The sequence below is a fragment of the Streptomyces sp. NPDC003691 genome (genome assembly GCF_053981115.1).
Window position 1 is genome coordinate 1 of the sequence record NZ_JBSFNQ010000080.1, and the last position, 24,410, is coordinate 24,410.

Annotated in this window: 21 protein-coding genes and 1 tRNA gene; 14 read left to right on the forward strand and 8 right to left on the reverse strand. The window is 70.8% G+C overall.

From position 1 onward, the window contains the following. Positions 1 to 115 precede the first annotated feature (115 nt). Positions 116 to 2,863 (reverse strand): pyruvate dehydrogenase (acetyl-transferring), homodimeric type, encoded by a 2,748-nt coding sequence (gene aceE / locus ACWDR0_RS27895; protein ID WP_456354548.1) that lies wholly within the window; start codon positions 2,861 to 2,863, stop codon positions 116 to 118. 541 nt (positions 2,864 to 3,404) lie between these two features. Between aceE and ACWDR0_RS27900 the strand changes: the two genes are divergently transcribed. The 6 genes from ACWDR0_RS27900 (at position 3,405) to ACWDR0_RS27925 (ending at position 8,330) form a co-directional block, all read left to right on the forward strand. Then, positions 3,405 to 3,827: a DUF3052 domain-containing protein gene (locus ACWDR0_RS27900; RefSeq protein WP_456354549.1), complete on the forward strand. Its 423-nt coding sequence runs from the start codon at positions 3,405 to 3,407 to the stop codon at positions 3,825 to 3,827. A gap of 424 nt (positions 3,828 to 4,251) precedes the next feature. Then, on the forward strand, positions 4,252 to 4,710 hold the full coding sequence (locus ACWDR0_RS27905; protein ID WP_456354550.1) for a peroxiredoxin: 459 nt from the start codon (positions 4,252 to 4,254) through the stop codon (positions 4,708 to 4,710). A 156-nt stretch (positions 4,711 to 4,866) separates the two neighbouring features. After that, a complete protein-coding gene (locus tag ACWDR0_RS27910) occupies positions 4,867 to 5,442 on the forward strand; it encodes a TerD family protein (RefSeq protein ID WP_456354551.1) in 576 nt (191 codons plus the stop codon). A 155-nt stretch (positions 5,443 to 5,597) separates the two neighbouring features. After that, a complete protein-coding gene (locus tag ACWDR0_RS27915; RefSeq protein WP_456354552.1) occupies positions 5,598 to 6,173 on the forward strand; it encodes a TerD family protein in 576 nt (191 codons plus the stop codon). Between the two features lie 114 nt (positions 6,174 to 6,287). After that, a complete protein-coding gene (locus ACWDR0_RS27920) occupies positions 6,288 to 7,418 on the forward strand; it encodes a DUF475 domain-containing protein (protein ID WP_456354553.1) in 1,131 nt (376 codons plus the stop codon). A gap of 174 nt (positions 7,419 to 7,592) precedes the next feature. Next, on the forward strand, positions 7,593 to 8,330 hold the full coding sequence (locus ACWDR0_RS27925) for a Tellurium resistance (protein WP_456354554.1): 738 nt from the start codon (positions 7,593 to 7,595) through the stop codon (positions 8,328 to 8,330). Positions 8,331 to 8,758: 428 nt separating this feature from the next. Here ACWDR0_RS27925 and ACWDR0_RS27930 read toward each other — a convergent pair whose 3' ends face one another. Next, positions 8,759 to 9,532: a TerD family protein gene (locus tag ACWDR0_RS27930; RefSeq protein ID WP_456354555.1), complete on the reverse strand. Its 774-nt coding sequence runs from the start codon at positions 9,530 to 9,532 to the stop codon at positions 8,759 to 8,761. Between the two features lie 317 nt (positions 9,533 to 9,849). Between ACWDR0_RS27930 and ACWDR0_RS27935 the strand changes: the two genes are divergently transcribed. The 3 genes from ACWDR0_RS27935 to ACWDR0_RS27945 all read left to right on the forward strand — a co-directional run bounded on the left by ACWDR0_RS27935 (position 9,850) and on the right by ACWDR0_RS27945 (position 14,827). Next, positions 9,850 to 11,025, forward strand: coding sequence for an HpcH/HpaI aldolase/citrate lyase family protein (locus ACWDR0_RS27935; protein ID WP_456354556.1), 1,176 nt, complete (start codon positions 9,850 to 9,852; stop codon positions 11,023 to 11,025). A gap of 179 nt (positions 11,026 to 11,204) precedes the next feature. Continuing rightward, the gene (locus tag ACWDR0_RS27940) at positions 11,205 to 13,961 is read left to right on the forward strand and encodes a phosphoribosyltransferase (RefSeq protein ID WP_456354574.1); all 2,757 of its coding nucleotides are present in this window, start codon (positions 11,205 to 11,207) and stop codon (positions 13,959 to 13,961) included. Positions 13,962 to 14,038: 77 nt separating this feature from the next. Next, positions 14,039 to 14,827 (forward strand): HAD family hydrolase, encoded by a 789-nt coding sequence (locus tag ACWDR0_RS27945; RefSeq protein WP_456354575.1) that lies wholly within the window; start codon positions 14,039 to 14,041, stop codon positions 14,825 to 14,827. A 372-nt stretch (positions 14,828 to 15,199) separates the two neighbouring features. Here ACWDR0_RS27945 and ACWDR0_RS27950 read toward each other — a convergent pair whose 3' ends face one another. Further along, positions 15,200 to 15,847 carry a DedA family protein gene (locus ACWDR0_RS27950; protein ID WP_456354576.1) on the reverse strand — a complete coding sequence of 216 codons (648 nt, stop codon included), beginning with the start codon at positions 15,845 to 15,847 and terminating at the stop codon, positions 15,200 to 15,202. A gap of 206 nt (positions 15,848 to 16,053) precedes the next feature. Between ACWDR0_RS27950 and ACWDR0_RS27955 the strand changes: the two genes are divergently transcribed. Then, the gene (locus tag ACWDR0_RS27955) at positions 16,054 to 17,355 is read left to right on the forward strand and encodes a sensor histidine kinase (RefSeq protein ID WP_456354577.1); all 1,302 of its coding nucleotides are present in this window, start codon (positions 16,054 to 16,056) and stop codon (positions 17,353 to 17,355) included. Further along, on the forward strand, positions 17,346 to 17,990 hold the full coding sequence (locus tag ACWDR0_RS27960; protein WP_456354557.1) for a response regulator: 645 nt from the start codon (positions 17,346 to 17,348) through the stop codon (positions 17,988 to 17,990). Before ACWDR0_RS27955 ends, ACWDR0_RS27960 begins: the two co-directional genes overlap by 10 nt. Before the next feature lie 115 nt (positions 17,991 to 18,105). On the opposite strand, the gene ACWDR0_RS27965 is transcribed toward ACWDR0_RS27960, so the two are convergent. The 4 genes from ACWDR0_RS27965 to ACWDR0_RS27980 all read right to left on the reverse strand — a co-directional run bounded on the left by ACWDR0_RS27965 (position 18,106) and on the right by ACWDR0_RS27980 (position 21,252). Further along, positions 18,106 to 18,327, reverse strand: a complete 222-nt coding sequence (locus tag ACWDR0_RS27965; RefSeq protein WP_456354558.1) for an FmdB family zinc ribbon protein — start codon at positions 18,325 to 18,327, stop codon at positions 18,106 to 18,108. Between the two features lie 9 nt (positions 18,328 to 18,336). Next, positions 18,337 to 18,939, reverse strand: a complete 603-nt coding sequence (locus tag ACWDR0_RS27970) for a DUF4383 domain-containing protein (protein WP_456354559.1) — start codon at positions 18,937 to 18,939, stop codon at positions 18,337 to 18,339. A 98-nt stretch (positions 18,940 to 19,037) separates the two neighbouring features. Further along, complete coding sequence (locus ACWDR0_RS27975) at positions 19,038 to 20,399, reverse strand: hypothetical protein (RefSeq protein WP_456354560.1); 1,362 nt, start codon at positions 20,397 to 20,399, stop codon at positions 19,038 to 19,040. 79 nt (positions 20,400 to 20,478) lie between these two features. Then, complete coding sequence (locus tag ACWDR0_RS27980; RefSeq protein ID WP_456354561.1) at positions 20,479 to 21,252, reverse strand: DUF4097 family beta strand repeat-containing protein; 774 nt, start codon at positions 21,250 to 21,252, stop codon at positions 20,479 to 20,481. A 179-nt stretch (positions 21,253 to 21,431) separates the two neighbouring features. Here ACWDR0_RS27980 and ACWDR0_RS27985 point away from each other — a divergent pair. Both ACWDR0_RS27985 and ACWDR0_RS27990 read left to right on the forward strand, forming a co-directional pair. Then, positions 21,432 to 21,506, forward strand: a tRNA-Val gene (locus ACWDR0_RS27985). Positions 21,507 to 22,273: 767 nt separating this feature from the next. Next, positions 22,274 to 22,762 (forward strand): hypothetical protein, encoded by a 489-nt coding sequence (locus ACWDR0_RS27990; protein ID WP_456354562.1) that lies wholly within the window; start codon positions 22,274 to 22,276, stop codon positions 22,760 to 22,762. A 217-nt stretch (positions 22,763 to 22,979) separates the two neighbouring features. On the opposite strand, the gene ACWDR0_RS27995 is transcribed toward ACWDR0_RS27990, so the two are convergent. Beyond that, a complete protein-coding gene (locus ACWDR0_RS27995; protein ID WP_456354578.1) occupies positions 22,980 to 23,237 on the reverse strand; it encodes a hypothetical protein in 258 nt (85 codons plus the stop codon). Between the two features lie 23 nt (positions 23,238 to 23,260). On the opposite strand from ACWDR0_RS27995, the gene ACWDR0_RS28000 reads away from it, so the two are divergent. Further along, positions 23,261 to 24,325 carry an HNH endonuclease gene (locus ACWDR0_RS28000; protein ID WP_456354563.1) on the forward strand — a complete coding sequence of 355 codons (1,065 nt, stop codon included), beginning with the start codon at positions 23,261 to 23,263 and terminating at the stop codon, positions 24,323 to 24,325. Positions 24,326 to 24,410: the final 85 nt, after the last annotated feature.

Sequence of the window (24,410 nt, forward strand, 5' to 3'; positions counted from 1 at the left end):
GGCCGACCGGCTGCTGGGCGCGGATCGTATCCGTAAGGGTGACGTGGTGATCGCGATGGCCTCGTCCGGCCTTCACTGCCCGGCCCCGTACCCGTACCCCCCCAGCGGGAGGCGACTACGCGTCGCCGCCCGCCGGGCCCGGGTCCGCCGCCGCCACATCGAGGAGCTGGTAGCGGTCGACGGCCTGCTTCAGCACCGAGCGGTCCACCAGGCCCGCCCGGGACAGCTCGGTCAGGACCGCCAGCACGATCGACGGAGCGTCGATGTGGAACCACCGGCGGGCCGCGCCCCGGGTGTCGGCGAAGCCGAAACCGTCGGCGCCCAGCGAGGTGTACGCCCCCGGAATCCACCGCGAGATCTGGTCCGGAACCGAACGCATCCAGTCGGAAACCGCCACGAACGGGCCCTCGGAGCCCGAGAGCTTACGGGTGACGTACGGAACCTGCTGCTCCTCCTCGGGGTGGAGCAGATTGTGCTCCTCCACCGCGACCGCCTCGCGCCGCAGCTCGTTCCAGGAGGTCGCCGACCAGACGTCGGCCCGTACGTCCCAGTCCTCCGCGAGCATCCGCTGCGCCTCCAGCGCCCACGGAACGGCGACCCCGGACGCCAGGATCTGCGCCGGGATCCGGCCCGCGTCCCCGGCGCGGTAGCGGTGGATGCCCTGGAGGATGCCCTCGACATCCACGTCCGCGGGCTCCGCCGGGTGCTGGATGGGCTCGTTGTAGACGGTCAGGTAGTAGAAGACGTCCTCACCGTGCGGATGTTCGGCGTCGCCGCCGTACATCCGGCGCAGCCCGTCCTCGACGATATGCGCGATCTCGAAGCCGAAGGCGGGGTCGTACGCGACACAGCCCGGGTTGGTGGAGGCCAGCAGCTGGGAGTGCCCATCGGCGTGCTGGAGGCCCTCACCGGTCAGGGTCGTACGCCCGGCGGTCGCACCCAGAACAAAACCGCGCGCGAGCTGATCGGCCATCTGCCAGAACTGATCACCGGTGCGCTGGAAACCGAACATGGAGTAGAAGACATAGACCGGGATCAGCGGCTCCCCGTGCGTCGCGTACGACGACCCGGCCGCGATCAGCGAGGCGGTACAGCCCGCCTCGGAGATCCCGTCGTGCAGCATCTGCCCGGTCGGCGACTCCTTGTACGCCAGCAGCAGTTCCCGGTCCACGGCCTCGTACTGCTGCCCCAGCGGGTTGTAGATCTTGGCGCTCGGGAAGAAGGAGTCCATCCCGAAGGTGCGGTACTCGTCCGGGGCGATCAGCACGAAGCGGCGGCCGATCTCCTTGTCCCGCATCAGGTCCTTCAGCAGCCGTACGAACGCCATCGTGGTGGCGATCGACTGCTGGCCCGAGCCCTTCTTCACCCCGGCGTACGCCTTCTCGCCCGGCAGCGCCAGCGGCTTGGACCGCACCACCCGGGTCGGCACATAGCCGTCCAGCGAGCGGCGGCGGTCGTGCATGTACTGGATCTCCTCGGAGTCCGGCCCCGGGTGGTAGTACGGCGGCAGCCCGTCCTCCAGCCGCGCGTCCGTGATGGGGATGTGCAGCCGGTCCCGGAACCGCTTGAGATCGTCGACGGTCAGCTTCTTCATCTGGTGGGTGGCGTTGCGGCCCTCGAAGTTCGGCCCCAGGGTCCAGCCCTTCACCGTCTGCGCCAGCACCACCGTCGGCTGCCCGCGGTGCTCCTCGGCCGCCTTGAACGCCGCGTACACCTTGCGGTGGTCGTGACCGCCGCGCCCCAGGTGGAGGATCTGCTCGTCGGACATGTTCGCGACCATCGCGCGCAGCCGCTGGTCACCGCCGAAGAAGTGGTCCCGGATATAGGCGCCGGTCTCGGTGGCGTAGGTCTGGAACTGCCCGTCGGGCGTCGTGTTCAGCTTGTTGACCAGCAGACCGTCCCGGTCCTGGGCCAGCAGCGGGTCCCAGGAGCGGTCCCAGATCAGCTTGATGACATTCCAGCCGGCGCCCCGGAACTGGGACTCCAGCTCCTGGATGATCTTGCCGTTGCCGCGGACCGGGCCGTCCAGCCGCTGGAGGTTGCAGTTCACCACGAAGGTGAGGTTGTCCAGGCCCTCGCGGGCCGCGATGGAGAGCTGGCCGAGCGACTCGGGCTCGTCCATCTCACCGTCGCCGAGGAACGCCCAGACCCGGGAGCGCGAGGTGTCCGCGATGCCCCGGGCGTGCAGATAGCGGTTCATCCGGGCCTGGTAGATGGCGCTGATCGGGCCGAGGCCCATCGAGACCGTCGGGAACTCCCAGAAGTCCGGCATCAGCCGCGGATGCGGATAGCTGGAGAGCCCGTTCGGGGCCTTCGACTTCTCCTGGCGGAAGGCGTCGAGCCGGGCCTCCGAGAGCCGGTCCAGCAGGAACGCCCGGGCGTAGATCCCCGGCGAGGCATGCCCCTGGAAGAAGATCTGGTCGCCGCCGTCGCCGGCGTCCTTGCCCCGGAAGAAGTGGTTGAAGCCCACGTCGTAGAGGGAGGCGGAGGAGGCGAAGGTGGCGATGTGGCCGCCGACGCCGATACCCGGGCGCTGGGCCCGGGAGACCATCACCGCGGCGTTCCAGCGGGTCGCGTTGAGGACCTTCCGCTCGATCTCCTCGTTGCCGGGGAAGAACGGTTCGTCCTTGGTGGCGATGGTGTTGACGTAGTCCGTGCTCCGCATCTCCGGCACGGCCACACGGCGCTCACGGGCCCGCTCGATGAGCCGCAGCATCAGATAGCGGGCCCGTTCCCGGCCCCGTTCGTCGACGGCCGCGTCCAGTGAGTCCAGCCACTCCTTGGTCTCTTCCGGATCGAAGTCCGGGACCTGGCTGGGAAGGCCGCCAATGATGATCGGGTTGCGATCTGATCCGGAAGCCACGCTGTTCCTTCGCTGCTCGGAGGGGAGAAGGTCCGGGGTCCCGCGGGGATCCCGGACCCCAGGGGGTCCCGGAGAATCCGGGCGTGGTGGCGGTGCCGTCCGGCCCGGGGGCCGGCCGGAGGTGTCACGGAACGCAGTCGGCCCGCTCCGGGCGCACCGCACCGCCTCCCATCGTGTACCTCGGGGCGGGAAACGTCATCTCTACCGAGAGGTAACCACCGGGTCCGCCGTCGGGCCCGGGGGCCGCAGGGCCCGGCTCCGGGCGGCCCCGCCCACTCCGTTCGGGTGGCCGGGACAGAGGGCCGTCGGGAGCCGGGTGGGAATGCGACGTATGCTGCAAAGGCGGCCGAATGCTCCGGAACGCGTCGCGGCCCCGCCGCACGTGTCGGGAGTTGCGTCGAGACGGGCGCAAACGTCACCGTTTCGGCGGTCTGGACGGCCGGGTACTTGCGCGATCCGTCCCGCCCGTGTGGACTACGGCCAACGCCGCGCGCGTGCGCGCGGCACGCAGCATCTACCGAACATGATCAGGAGGCAAGCCGTGAGCGCGACCGCGGACCACGCGGAGGAGCGGACCAACCCGGCAGCGAGGCTGGGGTTCGAGCCCGGACAGGTGGTCCAGGAGATCGGCTTCGACGACGACGCCGACCAGGATCTCCGTGAAGGCATCGAATCCGTTATCGGCCAGGATCTGGTGGACGAGGATTACGAGGACGTCGCCGACGTCGTCGTCCTCTGGTTCCGGGATGAGGACGGCGACCTGACGGACGCCCTGGTGGACGCCATCGGCCTGCTCGACGAGGGCGGCATGATCTGGCTTCTCACCCCCAAGACGGGTCGGGACGGCTATGTGGAGCCCAGCGACATCCAGGACGCCGCCCAGACGGCCGGACTGTCGCAGACCAAGAGCATCAGCGTCGCCAAGGACTGGATCGGCACCCGGCTGAGCGCCCCCAAGCGCTGACCGGTACGGCGCGCTCCGCGCCGTACGCCGCCGTCCGGGAACCGGGCGCCCGCCTCCTTCCGGCGGCCGGGCAGCCCTCCGGCGCCCCCTGACCCCCTCGGGCCGAGCCCGAGGGGGTCAGCCGCGTTTCCGCGGGGGCCGGCCCCCGCGCGCCCGCGCCCCGGCACCTCGGACCCCGGCACCCCGGACCTCGGTGCCCCGGCCCCCTGCCCCGCGCCCGTATACGGCCCGGTGCCCGGCCCCGGATCCCGCCCCCCTGCCCCCGGCCCCGGATCCCCGCCCCCCTGCCCCCGGCCTCCCGGGCCGGTGCCGGCCGCGCGCCGGGCCCGCTTAGGGTGGAGGCGGCCCCGGACCGCCCCCGTATCCCGGTAACGGCGTCCGGGCGGAATCCGAACGGCACCCGCGGAAGGAACCCACGCGTCTCATGGCCATCGAGGTCGGCACCCAGGCTCCCGAATTCACCCTCAAGGACAACCACGGCCGTACGGTCCGGCTCGCCGACTACCGCGGCGAGAAGAACGTGGTCCTCCTCTTCTACCCGTTCGCCTTCACCGGCGTCTGCACGGGCGAGCTGTGCGCGCTCCGCGACGAGCTGCCCCGGTTCATGAACGACACCACCCAGCTCCTCGCGGTCTCCAACGACTCCATCCACACCCTCCGCGTCTACGCGGAGCAGGAAGGTTTCGAGTACCCGCTGCTCTCCGACTTCTGGCCGCACGGCGAGGTCTCCCGGGCCTACGGCGTCTTCGACGAGGACAAGGGCTGCGCCGTCCGCGGCACCTTCGTCATCGACAAGGAGGGGATCGTCCGCTGGAGCGTGGTGAACGGCCTGCCGGACGCCCGTGACCTGAACGACTACGCCAAGGCGCTGGAAACTCTGTGACGAACGGGCAAAACCTGATGTAGCAACCGGGACGGATCGGACGCCCGACCGCTCCGGAACCTGTTTCACGCGGGACCCGGTCACTAGGATCCGTATGTTGATCCGACACGAAACGCACCACGGGGGCGCTGCCCCTGATCACCTATGGAGGGACTCGTGGGAGTCAGCCTCAGCAAGGGCGGCAACGTCTCGCTGACCAAGGCCGCACCCGGACTGACCGCCGTCACGGTCGGCCTCGGTTGGGACGTCCGTACCACCACCGGCACGGACTTCGACCTGGACGCCAGCGCCCTGCTGACGAACGCCGAAGGCCGGGTCGCCGACGACGGCAACTTCGTCTTCTTCAACAACCTCAAGAGCCGCGACGGTTCCGTCGAGCACACCGGTGACAACCTCACCGGCGAGGGCGACGGCGACGACGAGCAGATCAAAGTCAACCTCGCGGCCGTGCCGGCCGATGTCGACAAGATCGTCTTCCCGGTCTCGATCTACGAGGCCGAGAACCGCCAGCAGTCCTTCGGCCAGGTCCGCAACGCGTTCATCCGCGTGGTCAACCAGGCCGACAACAACGAGCTGGCGCGGTACGACCTGACCGAGGACGCCTCGACCGAGACCGCCATGGTCTTCGGCGAGCTGTACCGCCACGGCGCCGAGTGGAAGTTCCGCGCCATCGGCCAGGGTTACGCCTCCGGCCTGCGCGGTATCGCCCAGGACTTCGGCGTCAACGTCTGACCGCAGCCGCACCACCGTCCGGCGCCGCACCTCTCCGAAGTGCGGCGCCGGTCGTTCCTCTCGCGGCCGGGCGCGTTGCGGTCGCGTCTTCGGGGGCATGCATGCGGGGCAGGGGCATGCAGCGACGACACACGTCATCTGGGGAGGACAAGATCATGGGCGTCACACTCGCCAAGGGAGGCAATGTCTCCCTCTCCAAGGCCGCACCGAATCTGACGCAGGTGCTCATCGGGCTCGGCTGGGACGCGCGTTCCACCACCGGCGCCGATTTCGACCTGGACGCCAGTGCGCTGATGTGCAACAACGGCCGCGTCCTGGGCGACGACTACTTCATCTTCTACAACAACCTCCGGAGCCCGGACGGTTCCGTCGAGCACACCGGTGACAACCTCACCGGAGAGGGCGACGGCGACGACGAGTCGCTGATCGTGGACCTCAGCCAGGTGCCGCCCGCCGTCGACAAGATCGTTTTTCCGGTCTCCATCCATGACGCCGATAACCGGGGTCAGACGTTCGGCCAGGTCAGCAATGCTTTTATCCGGGTGGTCAACCAGGCCGACGGACAGGAACTCGCGCGGTACGACCTCAGTGAGGACGCTTCCACCGAAACCGCGATGATCTTCGGCGAGCTGTACCGCTACGGCGCGGAGTGGAAGTTCCGTGCAGTGGGCCAGGGGTATGCGTCGGGACTGCGGGGTATCGCTCTAGACTTCGGGGTCAATGTTTCGTAAAGCCGCGCACGGGGCGAGGCGGACTGGCAACTCGCCCTGGCTGTGCGGGGAGAACCCTCCCACGGGCTACCCGGGGGGCTTCGGGGGACCCCCACCTAACACGATTGGGTAGCAGTGGTTCTGAAAACCTTCGGCTGGTCGTTCGCGGTGACCGCGCTCGGCCTGGTCGCTGCGGTGTTCTACGGCGGCTGGACCGCCTTCGGCATCGTGGCGATCCTCTCCGTCCTGGAGATTTCGCTCTCGTTCGACAATGCGGTGGTCAACGCCGGAATCCTGAAGAAGATGAACGCCTTCTGGCAGCGCATCTTCCTCACCATCGGCATTCTCATCGCCGTTTTCGGCATGCGGCTCGTCTTCCCCGTCGTCATTGTCGCCGTCTCGGCGAGCCTCGGTCCCATCGAGGCCGTCGAACTGGCCTTCAACGACAAGGAGAAGTACGAAGAGCTGGTCACGGACGCCCATGCGTCCATCGCCGCCTTCGGCGGCATGTTCCTGCTGATGATCTTCCTGGACTTCATTTTCGAGGACCGGGACATCAAGTGGCTCGGCTGGCTGGAGCGCCCGCTCGCCAAGCTCGGCAAGGTCGACATGCTCTCGGTCTGCATCTCCCTGATCGTGCTGCTGATCAGCGCGCTCTACCTGGCACCCGAGGCCCACACGCACTCCGGGGCACAGGACAAGACCGAGACCGTCCTGCTCTCCGGTATCGCCGGTCTGATCACGTACCTCGTCGTCGGCGGCCTCTCCGGCTACTTCGAGAACAAGCTCGAAGAGTCGGAGGAGCGCGAGCACGAGGCCGAGGAGGCCGCCCGCAAATCCGGCAAGCGGGTCACCGCCCTCCAGGTCGGCGGCAAGGCAGCCTTCTTCATGTTCCTCTATCTGGAGGTCCTCGACGCCTCGTTCTCCTTCGACGGGGTCATCGGCGCCTTCGCCATCACCAACGACATCGTGCTGATGGCCATCGGTCTCGGCGTCGGCGCGATGTACGTCCGTTCGCTGACGGTCTACCTGGTCCGCCAGGGCACCCTCGACGACTACGTCTATCTGGAGCACGGCGCGCACTACGCCATCGGCGCGCTCGCCACCCTCCTGCTCGTCACCATCCGCTTCGAGGTCAACGAACTCATCACCGGTTTCATCGGTGTGGCGCTGATCGGCTGGTCCTTCTGGTCCTCCGTCCAGCGCAACAGGAGGGTGGCCGCCGAGGGCGAAAAGGCCCGGCCACACTCCGAAGCCGGGGTGTGACGACCGGCGTATTGCGGAACGCTCTCTGCGGGGCGGCTCCGGGGCACCGGTCCCGGGCCGCCCCGCGCGGCGCCCGCCGGCGGGCGGAGGCCGGCGGGGAGAGCGGGGAAGAAGGGTCCATCGGACGGTCCGTGGGCGAGGGGCCCACCGACACACCACTGGGGGTGGCGACACATGGCCTTCTGGGACGGTCTCCTGCGGGGCGGGGCGAACCAGTTCGACCTGGGCACCGCGGCGGCGAACGCGATCGCCCTGACGAAGCGGCGACCGACGGTCTCCCTGACCGAGCAGGGCGCGGCCACCGGCCATCTGCGGGTCAATCTGTCCTGGCGGATGCGGACCTCGGACATCGAGGGCCGCTCCAGGCAGAGCGGACAGCTCTTCCGCCATCCGTTCAAGCTCTTCCAGCCCGAAGTCGTCCAGGCCCACACCCAGGGCATGGTCAATGTCGACCTGGACCTCGGCTGCCTGTACGAACTCGCCGACGGCAGCAAGGGCGTGGTGCAGCCGCTCGGCGGCTTCCTCGGCTCCACCAACGAGGCGCCGTACGTCAAGGGCAGCGGCGACGACCGCTTCGGCTCCGGCTCCGGGGAGACGATCTACGTCAACCTGGACCATCACGAGGAGATCAAGCGGCTGCTGTTCTTCGTCTACATCTACGACCAGACCCCGGCCTTCGACCGTACGCACGCGATCGTCACCCTCTACCCCAGCAGCGGCCCCCGGGTCGTCGTCGAACTGGACGAACGGGCTCCACAGGCCCGGTCCTGCGCCGTGTTCAGCATGGAGAACATCAAGGGCCAGATGATCGTCCGCCGCGAGGTGAAGTTCGTCTACGGCTTCCAGGCAGAGCTCGACCGGCTGTACGGATGGGGTCTCCAATGGGGTCGCGGCTACAAGACCAAGGCATAGAAGACACAGCAGGCACAGCAGGCGCAGCAGGCATTGAAGGCACAGCAGGCACAGAAGGCGCGGGCCGGGTCCGGAAGGCAGCGCCGTTCGCTCCGCGGGCGGGCCCCGCGGGGCTCCGCGGCCCGGGCCCCGGAGCGGCTACCGGTCGCGGGCCCGGCCCGGCACCGGCGGCCGGGGCGGGAGCGGCCGGTGAGCCCGCCCGCGGCCCCCGCCGTCCCCGCCGCCCCCGGGGGCCGTGTCCGCTCCCGGGCCGTCCGGCGGGCCCGGCAGGATCCGGCAGGCACACCCGGGGCAGTGTCCGTAAAGTCCCGCCCGCCGGGCGGACGGCGCCACTTTGCGGACAGCACGCGGAGCGTCGGCGACTGACGACAACGCGGCGAGCGGGCGTGCCAGGGCACGCGAGCCCGGCAAGATCCGTAAGAGACGGCCTAGGCGCGGATGAACTGCGGCCCCATCGGCGGCAGCCGGAACTCCTGGCCGCCCGGCGCCCCGGGCACCGGCCCGCGGCCCGGCCCCGGCTGCTGGTGGACCCGGGCCGGCCGGACGGCCGGCGGCCGCGCCGGGGGCGGCGGCGCCTGCGGGACCGGTGGCACGGCGGCCCCGGGCCGGGCGGCGTTCTCCGGTTCCGGAGCCGCGGCGGCCGCTCCGGCTTCCGGATCCGATTCGTCCACCGAGATCCCGAACGCCGTGGCCAGCCCCACCAGCCCGGTCGGATACCCCTGCGCCACCGCCCGGAACTTCCAGGTGTCGCCGCGCCGGTACAGCTCGCCGCAGATGATCGCGTTCTCCGCCCCGGTCTCCGGCCGTACGTCGAAGACCGCGAGCGGCTCCGCGTCCGCGGCCGCCGCGTCGTACAGCGCGATCCGCAGATCGGTCACCAGCCGGAAGGTGTCGCCGTCCGAGGAGGCGGCCAGCACGATCTGGTCGACGGAGGCGTCGAGCGCGGCGAGGTCGGCCTCGACGGTGTCCGTCAGATGCTCCCCGACCCGCTTCTTCGACAGCCGGCGCACCAGGCCGGAAGGGTGCCGCGGCTGGTTGTAGAAGACGAAGTCCTCGTCCGTCCGGACCCGGGCGTCCGCGCCGAGCAGCAGCGCGGAGGCGTCCACGTCGGGTACGCCCGTCCCGGGGGTCCAGCGCAGCACCGCCCGTACGGCCGGGGCGTTGAGAGCGACGTTCGAGCCCTTCACCATCGCGTGCGTCATGTCCGCCATCCTGCCTCCCCCGGGGCCGGGCGGACAATGCGGGGCGCCGGGCGCGTCCGCGGGTGCGCCCCCGGGCGGACCGCCGCCCGGACCGGCTCCCCGGCGGGCCCCCGCGCCCCCTCCGCTGCGTACACCGCCGTACGGAACGGCCCGGCGCGGCCCGGACACGGGTCGCCGGGCCGCCGCGCCGGACCGGGCGGACGATGCTCCCGCGTCATCCCGTGTTCACCGGGGCGGGGAACCCCCGCCATGCTTTCGTACGTACTATTACCGGCCACGTCGTTACGGCGGGCCGCCATCCAGTACGGGGGACATCAATGCGTCATTTCGGGCAGCTTTCGCCTGCCGTCCGGCAACGCTTGTTCCACCGGGAACCGGTCGAGTTCACGGCGGCTTCCCCCGCCGGGGTCCTCGCCGCAGCCCTCGGAGCCACCCTCTACAGCCCGGCCACCAGGCCCCGCCTCGCCGACGACGTCCTGAAGCAGGTCGCGACGGGCGTGGTCTCCATGGTCGTCTGCCTGGAGGATTCCATCGACGACGCCGAGGTGCCGGCCGCCGAGGAGAACCTCGTCCGGCAGTTCGCCGATCTCGACGCCCGGGCCGAGGCCGGCTTCGAACCACCGCTGATGTTCGTCCGGGTCCGGGAGCCCGCGCAGATCCCCGATCTGGTCCGCCGGTTCGGAGAATCGATTCGCCGGGTGTCCGGATTTGTACTGCCGAAGTTCACCGAGGAGCGCGGCGGGCCCTTCCTGGAGGCCCTCACCGCCGCCGAGGCGGCCAGCGGGCAGCGGCTCTTCGCGATGCCGGTGCTGGAATCCCCGGAACTGCTCCATCTGGAGACCCGCCGCCAGACCCTCGCCGGGATAGCCGCCACCGTCGACAAGTACCGGGACCGGGTGCTGGCACTGCGTCTGGGGGTGACCGACTTCTGCTCGGCGTACGGGCTGCGCCGCTCGCCGGACATGACCGCGTACGACGTCCAGATCGTCGCGGCCGTCATCGCGGACGTGGTCAATGTCCTCGGCCGCGCCGACGGCACCGGCTACACCGTCACCGGCCCGGTCTGGGAGTACTTCCGCCTCCAGGAGCGGATGTTCAAGCCCCAGCTGCGCCGGAGCCCCTTCATGGAGGGCCGCGCGGACGAACTCCGTACCGCCCTTATCGAGCACGACCTCGACGGACTGCTCCGCGAGATCGAACTCGACCGTGCCAACGGCCTCAGCGGCAAGACGTGCATCCACCCCTCGCACGTCCTGCCGGTGCATGCGCTCTCCGTGGTCAGTCACGAGGAGTTCAGCGACGCGCAGGACATACTCCGCCCGGAGCGCGGCGGCGGCGGAGTGCTTCGCTCCGCGTATACGAACAAAATGAACGAGGTGAAGCCGCACCGCGCCTGGGCCGAACGGACCCTGCTGCGGGCGGCCGCCTTCGGGGTGGCCCGGGAGGACGTCGGCTTCGTGGAGCTGCTCACGGCCGGGCACAGCGCTTCATGAGCGGTCCCGGAGTGCCGCGTACCGCCGGCCCGGCGGCGGGTACGGGGGCGGGCCCGGCGAGTCACGCGAGTACGGCGGGCCCGGCGGATCCCACCGGCCCGGCAGGCCGGGCAGGCGCGGCAAATGTATCGAGTACGGCCAAAACGGCGGAGAACGTGGTGACGGAGGGAACGGACGCGATGGTGTGGTCGGGACGATGGGTCGCCGAGCGGCTCGGCGTCGGGCTCGACGGGGACGAGGAGCTGCGTTCCCTGCTCGGGCTGGCGCTGCGCCGCAACCCGAAGCGGGCCCATCTGCTCGTCTCCAACGTGCTCGGCAAGCACATTCCGCAGTCACCCGCGGTGGTGTACGAGTCGGGGCACGGCCTCGGGGTCCGGGTGCGGGCGCTGCTCGGTGAGGAGGAGGCCGCCCGGGCGGTCGTCCTGGGGTACGCGGAGACGGCCACCGGCCTCGGCCACGCGGTGGCGGACGGCCTCGGCCTCGCGCCGTACCTCCACTCCACCCGCCGCCCGGTGCCGGGGGTCGCCACCGCCGGGGGCTTCGAGGAGTCGCACTCCCACCACACGTCCCATCTGCTGCTGCCGGAGGACCCGGAACTGCTGGCCGGGCCCGGCCCGCTGGTCCTGGTCGACGACGAGTTCTCGACGGGCAACACCGTGCTCAACACGGTCCGCACCCTCCACGAGCGCTATCCGCGCGACCGTTATGTCGTTGTCGCCCTGGTGGACATGCGCGCCCCGGCGGACCGGGAGAAGCTCACCGACTTCGCGGCCGGTCTCGGAGCCCGCGTCGATCTGATCTCCCTGGCCTCGGGGACGGTGATCCTCCCGGACGGGGTCCTGGAGAAGGGCCGGGCCCTGGTGGAGCGCTGGTCGGCACCGGACGGCCCCGCGGCGCCCGGCAGCCCCGGAAGCGCTGCGGCGGCGACAGCCGGGACCACGGCGGAGACCCTGACCGGAACCGGAACCGGAACCGGAAGCGGAAGCGGAAGCGGGGCGGGGGCCGTACCCCGTACCGCACCCCCCGCGGCCGTCGGCACCGTACGCCGTGCGGTGCTTCCCTGGCCGGAGGCCGTCCCGGACGGCGGCCGCCACGGCTTCCTCCCGGCCCACCGCGTATCCCTGGAGTCGGCTCTGCCGTCCCTGGCCGCGGCGGTGGCGGCGGCGCTGCCGGCGGCGGTACGGGGGAGCGGGCCGGGCCTCGGCACCGGCGCGGCCGCCCCCGGTCAGGTCCCCGGCCCCCGGGACCGGCCAGCCGGGACTTCCGGAACTTCCGGGACTTCCGGGGAGGCCGCCCCCCGGCGCCCGCGCGTCCTCGTCCTCGGCTTCGAGGAGCTGATGTACGCGCCGCTGCGCCTGGCGACCGCCCTGGAGGACACCCTCGACGCCGAGGTCCGCTACTCGACGACCACCCGGTCGCCCGTGCTCGCCGTCGACGACCCGGGGTACGCCATCCGTACCCGGATCACCTTCCCCGCCCACGACGACCCCGCCGAGGGCCCCGGCGAGCGCTACGCGTACAACGTCGCGGGCGGTGGCTACGACGCCGTGGTCGCCGTCGTCGACTCGGTCGCCGACACGCCCGCGCTGCACGCCCCCGGCGGACTGCTCGCGGCGCTCACCGAGCACACCCCGCACGTGGTGCTGGCCGTGGTCCCCAGCCGTGTCCCGGGAGCGGGTACGGGGGCGGGTACGGACCCGCGCCCGGCTCCCGTACCCGCGTCCGCATCCGCGTCCGTACCGTCGCAGGCCGCCCAGGCGGCAGAACCGGAACCGGAACCGGAAAGGTCATCCATGCTCCCCGAGCCGCTGCGCGGCCCCGCCTTCTCGTCGTACGCGCCCGAGGACGTCGGCTGGCTGCTCCAGGACCTCTCGGACACCCGGCTCGAAGCCCCCACCGAGGAGCGCGAGGAGGCCATCCAGAACGGCGGCGCCCACTACGCCGAATCCCTCCCGGTCGAGTACCAGCCCAGCGACGACTACCAGCGGCTCTTCCAGCGCGCCCTCGACGATTCCGCGCTCCGGATCGCCCGGGCCGTCGGTACCGTCACCGAGACCGTGCTCGCCGAGCGCTCGCCCCGGCCGGTCCTGGTCTCCCTGGCCCGGGCCGGCACCCCCGTCGGCGTTCTGATGCGCCGCTGGGCCCGGCAGCGCCACGGTCTGGACCTGCCGCACTACGCGGTCTCCATCGTCCGGGGCCGCGGCATCGACGCCAACGCGCTGCGCTGGCTGCGCGACCACCACGACCCGGCCGACGTCGTATTCGTCGACGGCTGGACCGGCAAGGGCGCGATCACCCGTGAACTGGCCGCGGCGATCGGCGAGTTCGAGGGCTTCGACCCGAGGATCGCGGTCCTCGCCGACCCGGGCGGCTGTGTGTCCACGTACGGCACCCGCGAGGACTTCCTGATCCCCTCCGCCTGCCTCAACTCCACGGTCTCCGGGCTGATATCGCGGACCGTCCTCCGCGCCGACCTGGTCGGCCCGGACGACTACCACGGCGCCAAGTTCTACCGCGAGCTGCGGGACGCCGATGTCTCCGGGCATTTCGTCGACACCGTCGCCGCCCGCTTCGACGAGGTCGCCGCGGCCGTCGCCACCGAGGTGAAGGAGCTGCTGTCCAGCGACCGCACCCCCACCTGGGAGGGCTGGGCCGCCGTCGAACGGATCAGCGAGGAGTACGGCATCCACGACGTCAACCTGGTCAAGCCGGGGGTCGGCGAGACCACCCGGGTGCTGCTGCGCCGCGTCCCGTGGAAGATCCTCGCCCGGGCCGGAGCGGGCCGGGACCTCGACCATGTACGGCTGCTGGCGGAGCAGCGGGGCGTGCCCGTGGAAGAGGTCGAGCACCTCCCGTACACCTGTGTCGGGCTCATCCACCCCCGCTACACCCGGGGCGCGACCGGCGCCGACGGCAAGGCGGTGACGGCCCCGTGACCGCCGCATCCGTCCCCGCGCCTGCTGCCGATTCCGCTCCCGCGCCCGTTTCCCCGCCCGCGCCCGCTTCCGCCCGGCTGGTCGCCAGCGACCTCGACCGGACGCTGATCTACTCGGCGGCCGCCCTCCAGCTGACCGGCCCCGACGCGCTCGCGCCCCGGCTGCTCTGCGTGGAGGTCTACCAGGCCAAGCCGCTGTCGTACCTCACCGAGACCGCGGCCGGGCTGCTGGCCCGCGTCGCGGCGGAGACGGTGTTCGTCCCCACCACCACCCGGACCCGGGAGCAGTACGGCCGGATCCGGCTGCCCGGCCCGCCGCCCGCGTACGCGGTCTGCGCCAACGGCGGCCACCTCCTGGTCGACGGTGTCTCCGACCCCGCGTGGCAGCGGACCGTCGCCGCCCGCATGGAGGGCGAGTGCGCCTCCCTGGCGGAGGTCCGGTCCCATCTGCTGGCCGTCGCCGACCCCGCGTGGGTGCTGAAGGAGCGGGTGGCCGAGGACCTCTTCGCCTATCTCGTGGTGGACCGGGCGCTGCTGCCCGAGGGCTGGGTCAAGGAGCTGACCGACTGGGCCGAGCCGCGGGGCTGGTCCGTCTCGCTCCAGGGCCGGAAGGTGTACGCCGTACCGAAGCCGCTCACCAAGAGCGCGGCGGTACGGGAGGTGGCCCGGCGGGCCGGCACGGCGGAGATCCTGGCGGCCGGGGACTCCCTGCTCGACGCCGACCTGCTGCTGGCGGCGGACCGGGCCTGGCGCCCGGGACACGGGGAGCTGGCGGCGGAGGGCTGGTCGGGCCCACGGGTCACGGCACTGGCGGAGAGCGGTGTGCTGGCGGGCGAGGAGATCCTCCGGCGGTTCCTGGCGCCGTAGGGCCTCGCCCCCGGTGTCCTCGCCCCCGGCGCGCTTGCCGAAAACTCTGCCTTGACGGCAACGGCAACGGGCACGTCTACACCCACAGCTGCAACGGCGGCGGCTACCAGAAGTGGCACTGACCGCCGCGGGGTGAGTACGGAAAGGGGCCGGTCGCGCCCCGCCCTTTCCCGCCCTGTTTCTTCCGTCCCGCCTTGTTTCTTCCGTCCCGGCCTCGGAGGCTGTCTCGGCACCGGGAAACCGGAAAGTAGCACTCCATAAACTTTCGCAAACGCCCTGCGGTTTCTCGGCGTACCGGTAAACGGCGGACGCCCCGTCCGGCACAAGGCCGGACGGGGCGTCCGATTTCCGGGGTGGGCCCCCGGAAAAGCTCTAGGCCCGGCGCGACCCCGACCCCGACTTCATCAGCCGGACGACGAAGAACGCCACGACCGCGAGGACCGCCACGCCCAGGACGACCTTGGAGTAGGTGGACACGTACCCCGTCACGGACTCCCAGTTCTCGCCGAGCAGATATCCGGCGAGGACGAAGACGGTGTTCCAGATCGCGCTGCCGAGCGTCGTCAGCCCCAGGAAGAGCGGGAGCGACATGCGCTCCACACCCGCGGGGATGGATATCAGCGAGCGGAAGATCGGGATCATGCGCCCGAAGAAGACGGCCTTCGGCCCGTGCTTGATGAACCAGGCCTCCGTCTTCTCGATGTCGGAGACCTTCAGCAGCGGCAGCTTCGAGGCGATCGCGATCGTACGGTCGCGTCCGAGCGCCGCCCCGACCCCGTACAGCGCCCAGGCTCCGACGACCGAGCCGATCGTGGTCCACAGCAGCGCGGCGTACAGGTTCATCTGGCCCGTGCTGGACGCGAAGCCGGCGAGCGGAAGAATCACTTCACTGGGGAGCGGTGGAAAGAGGTTCTCCAGGGCGATGGCGATGCCAGCGCCCGGTGCGCCGAGGGTGTCCATCAGGCTGTTGATCCAGCCCGGAGCACTGCTCTCGATCGGCGCGGCGGCGTTCACGATCATGGGGTCCATGCCTCAAAGGTAATGAATGCGAGCTGAAGACAGTCTGAAGCCCCCCACACACTGACCTGCGGTTTACCGCAGTGTGCCGTTGGGGTGCACTGGCTAGCGTAGTCGCCGTAACGGGCTGGGGCCGGGCTCCCGGGAAGGATCCGGACGAGATCGGGACAGAGCCGGGGGACGCAAGGGGCAGAGGGGGCGTGACGGACATGGGAGCAGCGGGAGCCGCCGGAGATGCCCCGGGGACGGGCCGTGCGGCTCCCGGGGATACAGGTCTCCCGCCCTCCGGAGACACGGGTCTCCCGCCCTCCGGCCCCACCCACCCCACCCTTCTCGCCGACACCACCACCCCCACTGCCCCCGGCAGGCTCACCGGGCTGGTCATCAGCGGGACACGGGCCGTGGTGGGGCTGCTGGCCGGGGCGCTGACCGCCCTGGCGGCGCTGCTCGCCGCCGTACCCGCCGGACTGGCCCTGCTCGCGGTCCTCGCGCTGCCCCGGGCCCGCCGCGCCGTCCTACGCCCGCTCTCGGCCCTCGCGGTCCGGGCCACCCGGACCGAGCTGCGCCGCCTGGAGCGGTGCTGCGGTATCCGCCCCCCGGCCGCGTACCCGCCCGCCGACGCGCTCCGCTACGCCGCGTACCGCATCCCCCTGGGCCTTCTCGGCGGGATGGTCCTGGGGCTCATGGCCACCGGGCTGCTCTGGTTCCTGGTCGGGTTCTTCGGCTGGTTCGTGATCTCCGTGGACTATCCGCTGGAGGTGCTCGGCACCGGGCTCCTCGGGGCGTTCCTGCTGGTCCTCACCGCGCAGGGCGTCCACGGCACGGTCCTGCTGGAGGAGCGGCTGGTCCGGGCCGTCCTCGGCCCCGGCCCGCACGAGGCCCTCCGGCGGCGGATCGACCAGCTCGCGACCAGCCGGTCCGAGGTCGTCGACGCCGTCGACGACGAGCGGCGCCGGATCGAACGCGATCTCCACGACGGGGTGCAGCAGCGGCTGGTCGCCCTCGGGATCCTGCTGGGCCGGGCCCGGCGCAGCCCCGACCCCGAACGGGCCGGTCTGCTCCTCCGCCAGGCCCAGGAGGAGAGCCGGCGGGCGCTGGCCGAGCTGCGGGAGGTCGCCTGGCGGGTCCATCCGGCGGTGCTCGACGAGGCCGGGCTGCCCGCGGCGCTGGAGAGCGTCGCCGAGCGCAGCCCGCTCCCGGTGGACCTCCACTACGACGACGGGGGCCGCCCGCCCGGCCGCCGGACCGGGACGGTGCTGTACTTCGTGGTCTCGGAGGCCGTCACCAATGTCGTCAAGCACACGGCGGCCCGCCGGATCGGGATCGCGGTCCGCCGGGACGGGGACCTCGTCCGGCTGACCGTCGAGGACGACGGAGCGGGCGGCGCCGACCCGGCGGGCGGCGGACTCACCGGGCTGGCGCGCCGGGTCGCCGCCCTCGACGGCCGGTTCGCGGTGCACAGCCCGCCCGGCGGACCCACCACCATCACCGCGGAGCTGCCGTGCGCATAGTCGTCGCCGAGGACTCGACCCTGCTGAGGGAGGGGCTCGTCCGGCTGCTCGCCGAGGAGGGCCACGAGGTCGTCGCCGCCGTGGGCGACGGCGAGGCGCTGCTTGCGGCCGTCGCGGCCGGGCCGCCCGATGTGGTCGTCGCCGATGTCCGGATGCCCCCGACACATACCGACGAGGGCCTGCGGGCGGCGCTGGAGATCCGCCGCCGCTGGCCGGAGGTGGGGGTACTGGTGCTGTCCCAGTACGTGGAGCGCCGGTACGCCGGTGAGCTGCTGAGCGGCGAGTCCCGGGGCGTGGGTTATCTGCTGAAGGACCGGGTCGTCGAGATCGACGAGTTCCTCGACGCGCTGGAGCGGGTGGCGCGGGGGAGGGCCGCCTTCGACCCGGAGGTCGTCCGGCGGCTGATGGCCCGCAGCACCCGGACGGACCTGCTCTCCCGGCTGACGGGCCGGGAGCGGGAGGTCCTGGCGGAGATGGCGCAGGGGCATGCCAACGGGGCGATCGCGGAGCGGCTGTACGTATCGCAGAGCGCGGTGGAGAAACACATCAACGCGATCTTCGACAAGCTGGAGCTGCCGAGGGCGGCGGGCTACTCGCGGCGGGTGATGGCGGTCCTGCGCTATCTGGGCACCTGAGGCCTCCGGCGCCGCTCACTCGCCGTACCGCCCCTGACGTACGGGGATCCGCCGCACGGCACCCGGCAGCGGTACGGACTCCCGCCCGCACCGCACCTCCCCCGGTCGTTCCCGGTCAGCCGCAGCGACCGCCGCCGCAGCAGCCGCCGCCCCCGCCACCCATGGCCGGGCTCGGCGCACCGGCTGCGGCCGTACCGCCGACGGCGACGGCGGAGAGCAGCTTGACCGTGTCGTCGTGGCCGGCGGGGCAGCTCGCGGGCTCGCCGGAGCGGGCCATCGGCCGGTCGACCTCGAAGGTGTTGTCACAGGTGCGGCAGCGGAACTCGTATCGGGGCATGGCCCAAGGCTACGCGCCGCCCCCGGATTCGTGCGCCCCTGTGGATACCGCAGAGCCCCGTGCCTGCGCGGCCCGTGCCTCGGCCTCGGCGGCCGCCTCCTGGGGGTGGCGGGCCTTCCAGTACGGATTGTCGTGGGGCAGGGTCGAGCTGACCCGCCCGTACATCCCGAAGAACATCAGCAGCAGCCCGACCACAAAGCTGAACAGCACGTTCTGAATCTTGAACGCGAAGGGGTTGAAGCTGGTGTCCAGCAGCGCGAGATTGATGAAACCGCTGGCGATGAAGAGGACGCCGAGGACCATATTGAGCGTCGAGGCGAAGTTCCCGCCCTTGACCATCCCGAAGAGCAGCAGCGCACCGACACAGATGGAGAGCACGCTCAGGGCGCCGTTGCTGTTCAGACCGATGACGGTGTTGCCCTCGGTGTTGAAGAAGCCGATCTTGTCGATCAGCCCCAGGATTCCGAAGGCGAGGAGGAAGGCTCCCATGATTCCCGCGCCGATCCGGTAAACCGTGCTGAGCCGGTGGTCGACGGGCAGATGCTCGTCGAGTCTGGTGCGCGGGCGGTCCTGCCGCGACCGGGTCCTGTGGGGCAGTACGTGTGCGGCCATCAGCGGCCTCCTCGGGTACGAACCGTTTCGCGTACTCGTACCTCCCAGCATCCGCCCGCACCGCGCGCCCTTCAAATCAGACCGGCGCCCGCCCCTCCTCACGCCCCGGCGCGCTCCTCCCGGATCTGCTCCACGACCCGGGCGGCGGTCCGGCGGACGGCTTCCGCTTCGGTCAGGAAGTGCCAGTAGTCGGGGTGGCGCCCCTCCAGCGAGTCCACGGCCCGGTCGAGGCGGGCGACGGCGTCGTCCAGCGGACGGGCGTGCCGCGGGTCGGGCCGGTCCCGCCCGGCCATGGCGAGACGCTGGGCGTCACGGAGGGCGAAACGGGTGCGGTCGATCTCCGGCCGCCGGTCCCGGGCGACGGCGTCGAGCCGCTCCAGCCGGTCCCGGGCGGCGGAAATCGCCTCGTCCGTGCTGTTCAGCAGGGCGCGTACGGTGCCGAGGAGCGCGGTGACATCGGGCCAGCGCTGCTCCTCGCGGGCGGTGGCGGCCTCGTCGAGCCGCTGCTCGGCGAGCCGGATATCGGCGGTCGCCCGGTCGGGTACGGCCTGGAGGTCCTGCCAGCAGGCGGCGGTGTAACGGCGGCGGAGCTCGCTGAGGACCGGTGTGACCCCCTCGGCACGGGTGGTGAGGGCCTGGGCGCGGGTACGGAGGGAGACCAGGCGCTTGTCGGTGTCGGCGGCGAGCGCGGGCAGCTGCTCGGCACCGGCCCGTACCGCCTCGGCCTCGCGGAGGATGTGGTCGGCGCGGTGCAGGGTCTCGGTCACTCCGTGCTGACCGGCGCCCTGGTTGAGCCTGGTCAGCTCGGGGCCCAGCGCGGCCAGCCGGGCGGCGAGGTCGTCGGCCCGCAGCCCGGAGCCACGGACCGTGTCCAGGGCGTTGCTGGCGGCGAGCAGGGCGGCCCTGGCCCGCTCGGTGGCGGGCACCAGCCGGGCGAGCCGGGTCTCGGCCTTGTCGAGCAGCGGCCCGAGCCCCTCCCCGAACCGGTCCAGCTCGGCCTTGACGGCCACCAGCTCGTCCCGGGCCCGGTTCAGCTCGGTGCGGGCGCGGGAGGCGGCGGAGGCGTCGAGGTCGTCCCGGTCGAGATCGTGGGTGTCGACGGCGGCGATGTACCGGCCGCTGACCTCGTCGATCCGCTGCCCGAGGGCCGCGAAGCCCGCCACGGCGCGCCGGGTGGGCGGCGAATCGTCCACCGCGGTGATCGTCTCCACGGAGATCCGCAGATCGCGCTGGGCACTGTCCAGCTCGTAGAAGGCGGCGGCCGCGGCGTCCTTGGCGGCCTGGGCACCGGCCCGCAGATTCTCCCCGCGCCCCCCGAACCAGCGACGCGTCCCCCCGCCGGCGAAGGCCCCCGCCAGCGCTCCGGCGAGCAGCGGCACCGGCAGGAGCACAAGACGGACCACATCCCCGACGGCACTCGCTGTGGCTGAAGCCTGCGCCCGCGCGTGTGTCGCCGTCACATCCCTCTCCCGTGCCGTCTCGCCGTACCCGGTCGGACCATTGTCCCACCTGGTACGGACGCACACACGGGCCGTTCGGTTACCCCGCGAGCCGCACGGTCACATCGCCGTTGTCGCTCTCCACCCGTACCTTCCGCGGACTGGTGTCGTCCTGCTCGGCGTCGGACAGGCGTATCTTGCGGGACCCGTTGTCGGAGTTCGAATTGACGGCGTACGGCGCCCCGGCGCGCTCCAGGTCGAGCACGATGTCCCCGTTGTCGGTGAAGGCCTCCAGCTTCTCGGCGGCCTTCTTCATCCGCACCTTCACCCCACCGTTGTCACTCTTGACGTGCACCGCGCGCGCACTGACGTCCTCGACCCGGACGTCGCCGTTCTCGGTATTGACCCGCAGATCGCCGGTGGTGTCCCGGACGGTGATCTCTCCGTTGTCCGAGGAGATCTTGAGCGGCGTACTGAAGGCGGAGGCGTTCACCTTCCCGTTGTCGGTCTCCACGCTGACGGCGACGCCCTTGGGCACCTTCACGGTATGCCGGGAGTCGCAGTCACCGAGCCCGCCGCAGTTGACCAGCAGGGTCAGCCGCCCGTCCTTCATCTCCCACTCCGGATCGGGCCCGCCCCCGATCACCGCCCACCCGTCGACCTGCCGGGTGACCTCCACCTTGTCGCTGTCACCGGGCAGCAGCGTGACATCGGAGTTCTCCACATCGACGGTCAGCTCCTTCCCGACGAGAGCGAAGTCCTGCCGCTCCACGGGAGCCCCCTCCACATCGGTGGCCCCACACCCCACGGCCCCGAACACCAGCACACTCCCCACCCCGATCGCCACGATTCCCCGGGCGGCACGGCCGTCCATATCGAGTCCCTTCCCCCTGCCGATCCACCGTTTCCCCCAACGCTAAGATCCACCCCACCCCCTCCACGATCCGGCGGCCCACCGCATCCGCAGTAGGGCTATCCCCCCTCCCCGCCACCCCACCAAGAACGGGTTTGCGACCCCGCCCGGTGGGCCATGTAGGCTGTTCTCTCATCCACGGGTGCGTAGCTCAGGGGTAGAGCGCTGCTCTTACAAAGCAGATGTCGGCGGTTCGAAACCGTCCGCGCCCACCATGGAGAATCAGCAGGTGAGAGCCTGCCTTGACCCCTCGTCCGATCCGGGCGGGGGGTCTTCTCGTGGGCGGGAGCCCACATGGAGTCCACAACCCCTGACGATCTTGCCGTTTCGGGGCACGCCGCGGTCACCTGTCGGAGTAGTTGAACATTCCGGCGCGCAGCAGGGTGCATGCATGGCCTGGGCAGGAGCGCCTCCCCGCACACGCTGCATGCGCCGGTCACATCCTGCGGTGCTCATCAGCCGGGGTCCTAACGCCGCCCCGGCAGGCTCGTCCGCCGTCCGGGCTATGCACGTCGTGAACAGCCACATCGCCGGACGCCCGCCCGATGCCGCGTCCTCGCCGTCGATCCGGGTGGCGTCCGACTCCGCCACCACCCGGCCGCACCGCCCGCCCGACCACGGCCCACCCCGAGCTGCTCCTCGGCCCCTCCAGGTCCTGAAGCGCCCGGGTGGAGACTTCGTCAGCGTGTTCGGCGCAAGCGAGAAGGGGCCGGTTCGGGCCCGAGGCGCGCAACTCGGTGGCCGTCGGCTGTAGCCATCACGGAGGGGTTGCTTCAGTGCCGAAGGGAACGATGGAACGGTCCTTCGGTTCGGGCGCGGCGAGCGCGCGCCAGGACCGGAGGAACAACGTCAACAGAGGAGGGACTACGGGCCGATCTGCGCGTTCAGGTGACAGTAACGGCTGGTAGGGAAGCCGCTGAGGCATCCGAACTGAACGGCAATCTGCTGGCCAAAGTTCCTTGCGTCCTCCACGATGGCCGTCATGGACCGGTTGCAGGACAGCGCTTGGCAGTACGTGGCGGAGGTACTCCACCCTGAGGATCTCCCGATGCTCGCTGCGCACGCGCTAGTTGACGGTCACGACTCTCCTGCCCTGCGTGAGCTGGCCGGTCTGTCGCGCCGGAACGATGCGACCGAGATCCGCGAGCTGTACATCCAGGCGCTGAGCGAGCACGACGTGCCTCTTCCTGACGAGGAGATGGCCGGTCGGCGTCTCCTCGTGAGCCTTGCGTTCGGTCTCGTGCAAGGCTCGCTGGGTCCCGAGGAAGTGGGCAACAGCCTCTCGATGACCGTTGCGGCAGACACCGAGCAGGAGACGCAGTTCCTCTCCATCGCGGCGGAGTACAGCGAATGGATCGGAGCGGACTACCTTCCGGCATGGGAGCGCGAGCTACAAGCAGCAGCCCAGTTGTTGGTGGCTTCCAGCGACCTTGGCCCCGGCATCTGCGCTTCCGCTTCGCAACACCGCTGACCTCCTGGCCCCGGCGTGCTCTTGTGCCAGATCCGTGCCGGAGCGAGCGGCCAGCCACGGACACCCGGAGCCCGTCGCGGGGCAAAGCGCGCCGTGTGCACGGGAGCCCTCGCGACCATGGTCTGGTCACCTCTAGCATTCCCTGCGAACCCGTCGGAGATCTCCCTCAGAGGTCGGGGGCGCTTCCCTTCGCCCGAGGCTTCCACCACATCCAGAATCATCCGCCGCATGCCCTCACCGAATACGCTGCCCGCTCGAACCGGTCGAGCAGCCCGAAGCAGGCCGTCACTGCCTCCGGCGACCCGCTGATGTCCTTGTGGGCAAGGAACTCGACGATAACCGCCTGGTCGTCGCAGTGGGTGAAGCCATGAACGGACAGATCCCGCGGTACGACGACATCCAGGCGGACAGTGGTCGGGCTCTCAACGGCCAGGATGTGGTTGAGCTGGGCGCGCATCAGTGCGGGTAACGCGATTCGGTGGCGCGTAGTCTGCGAGCATGCAACGAGGAGCGTTCACGCGAGAGTCCGTGCTCAAGGTTCTGGTGGAGCACGACGAGCTGGGGCGTGAGGCATTTTTGGAGAAGTATGGCTTTGGGGAGGCCCGGTCTTACGTCCTGGTGCACGAAGGCCGAGAGTACGACTCTAAGGCCGTCGCAGGAGTGGCCCACAAATGGAGCGAGGGGCGGGCCCTTGAGCCGGACGAGTTCAGTGGGGGCAAAGACCACGCCGCGGCATGGCTCAAGCGAGTGGGCTTTCAGGTCAAGGCCATCAAGAACCCGGACTGGGCTCGTGACGAGATCATCCTTGCCTGCCGCCTGGTGATGGAGAACGGCTGGAAGGGGCTGGACGCCGCGGACGACCGGGTGGTCGAGCTGTCCGCCCTCCTCCAGTTGCTTCCCATCCATGCGGAGGCAGACCGCAACGAGAAGTTCCGCAACTCCAACGGCGTTGCTCGCAAGACGTTTGATATCGCCACTCGCCACCCGGAGTACCGGGGGAAGCCCACCAACGGTGGCACGCTGGATGTCGAGGTGCTACTGGATTTCCTCGCCCGGCCGGAGGAGATGACCGAGGCCGCGCGGTTGATCTGGCAGGGTGTCGCGGCGGGCGAACTGCAGTCCTTTGCGCCGACTGAGGACGAGGAGCTTGGCGACGACTACAGCGCACCCGAGGGGCGACTGCTCATGCGGCGGCACCGGGCACGTGAACGAAGCAAAAGCTTGCGCAAGAAGAAGATTACTTCTGTTCTTCGGCGTGGCGGACGGCTCGCTTGTGAGGCGTGCGGCTTCGACTTTGAGAAGGTGTACGGCGATCGCGGTGCCGGGTACATCGAGTGCCATCACGTCCTTCCCCTTCATGCAGCCGGGGAAAGCCGTACAAAGCTCAGCGACCTCGCTCTTATCTGTGCCAACTGTCACCGAATGATCCATCGGAGGGCGCCCTGGCCGACCCCTGGCGAGCTGCGGGCCTCGATAGAGCAGAAGCATGCAGCCGACATGCGTGCCGCGGCGGCCTTGACGCGACCACGCAGGGCAGCCGATGAGCAGATGCCGAATCGTTGAGCTGACATCAACGTAGGCGCCCAGAGACAGTCGGAGCTGGGCCGGCTACGGCGGCGGGTGTTTCCCATCAGGTTCTTGGCCCTCG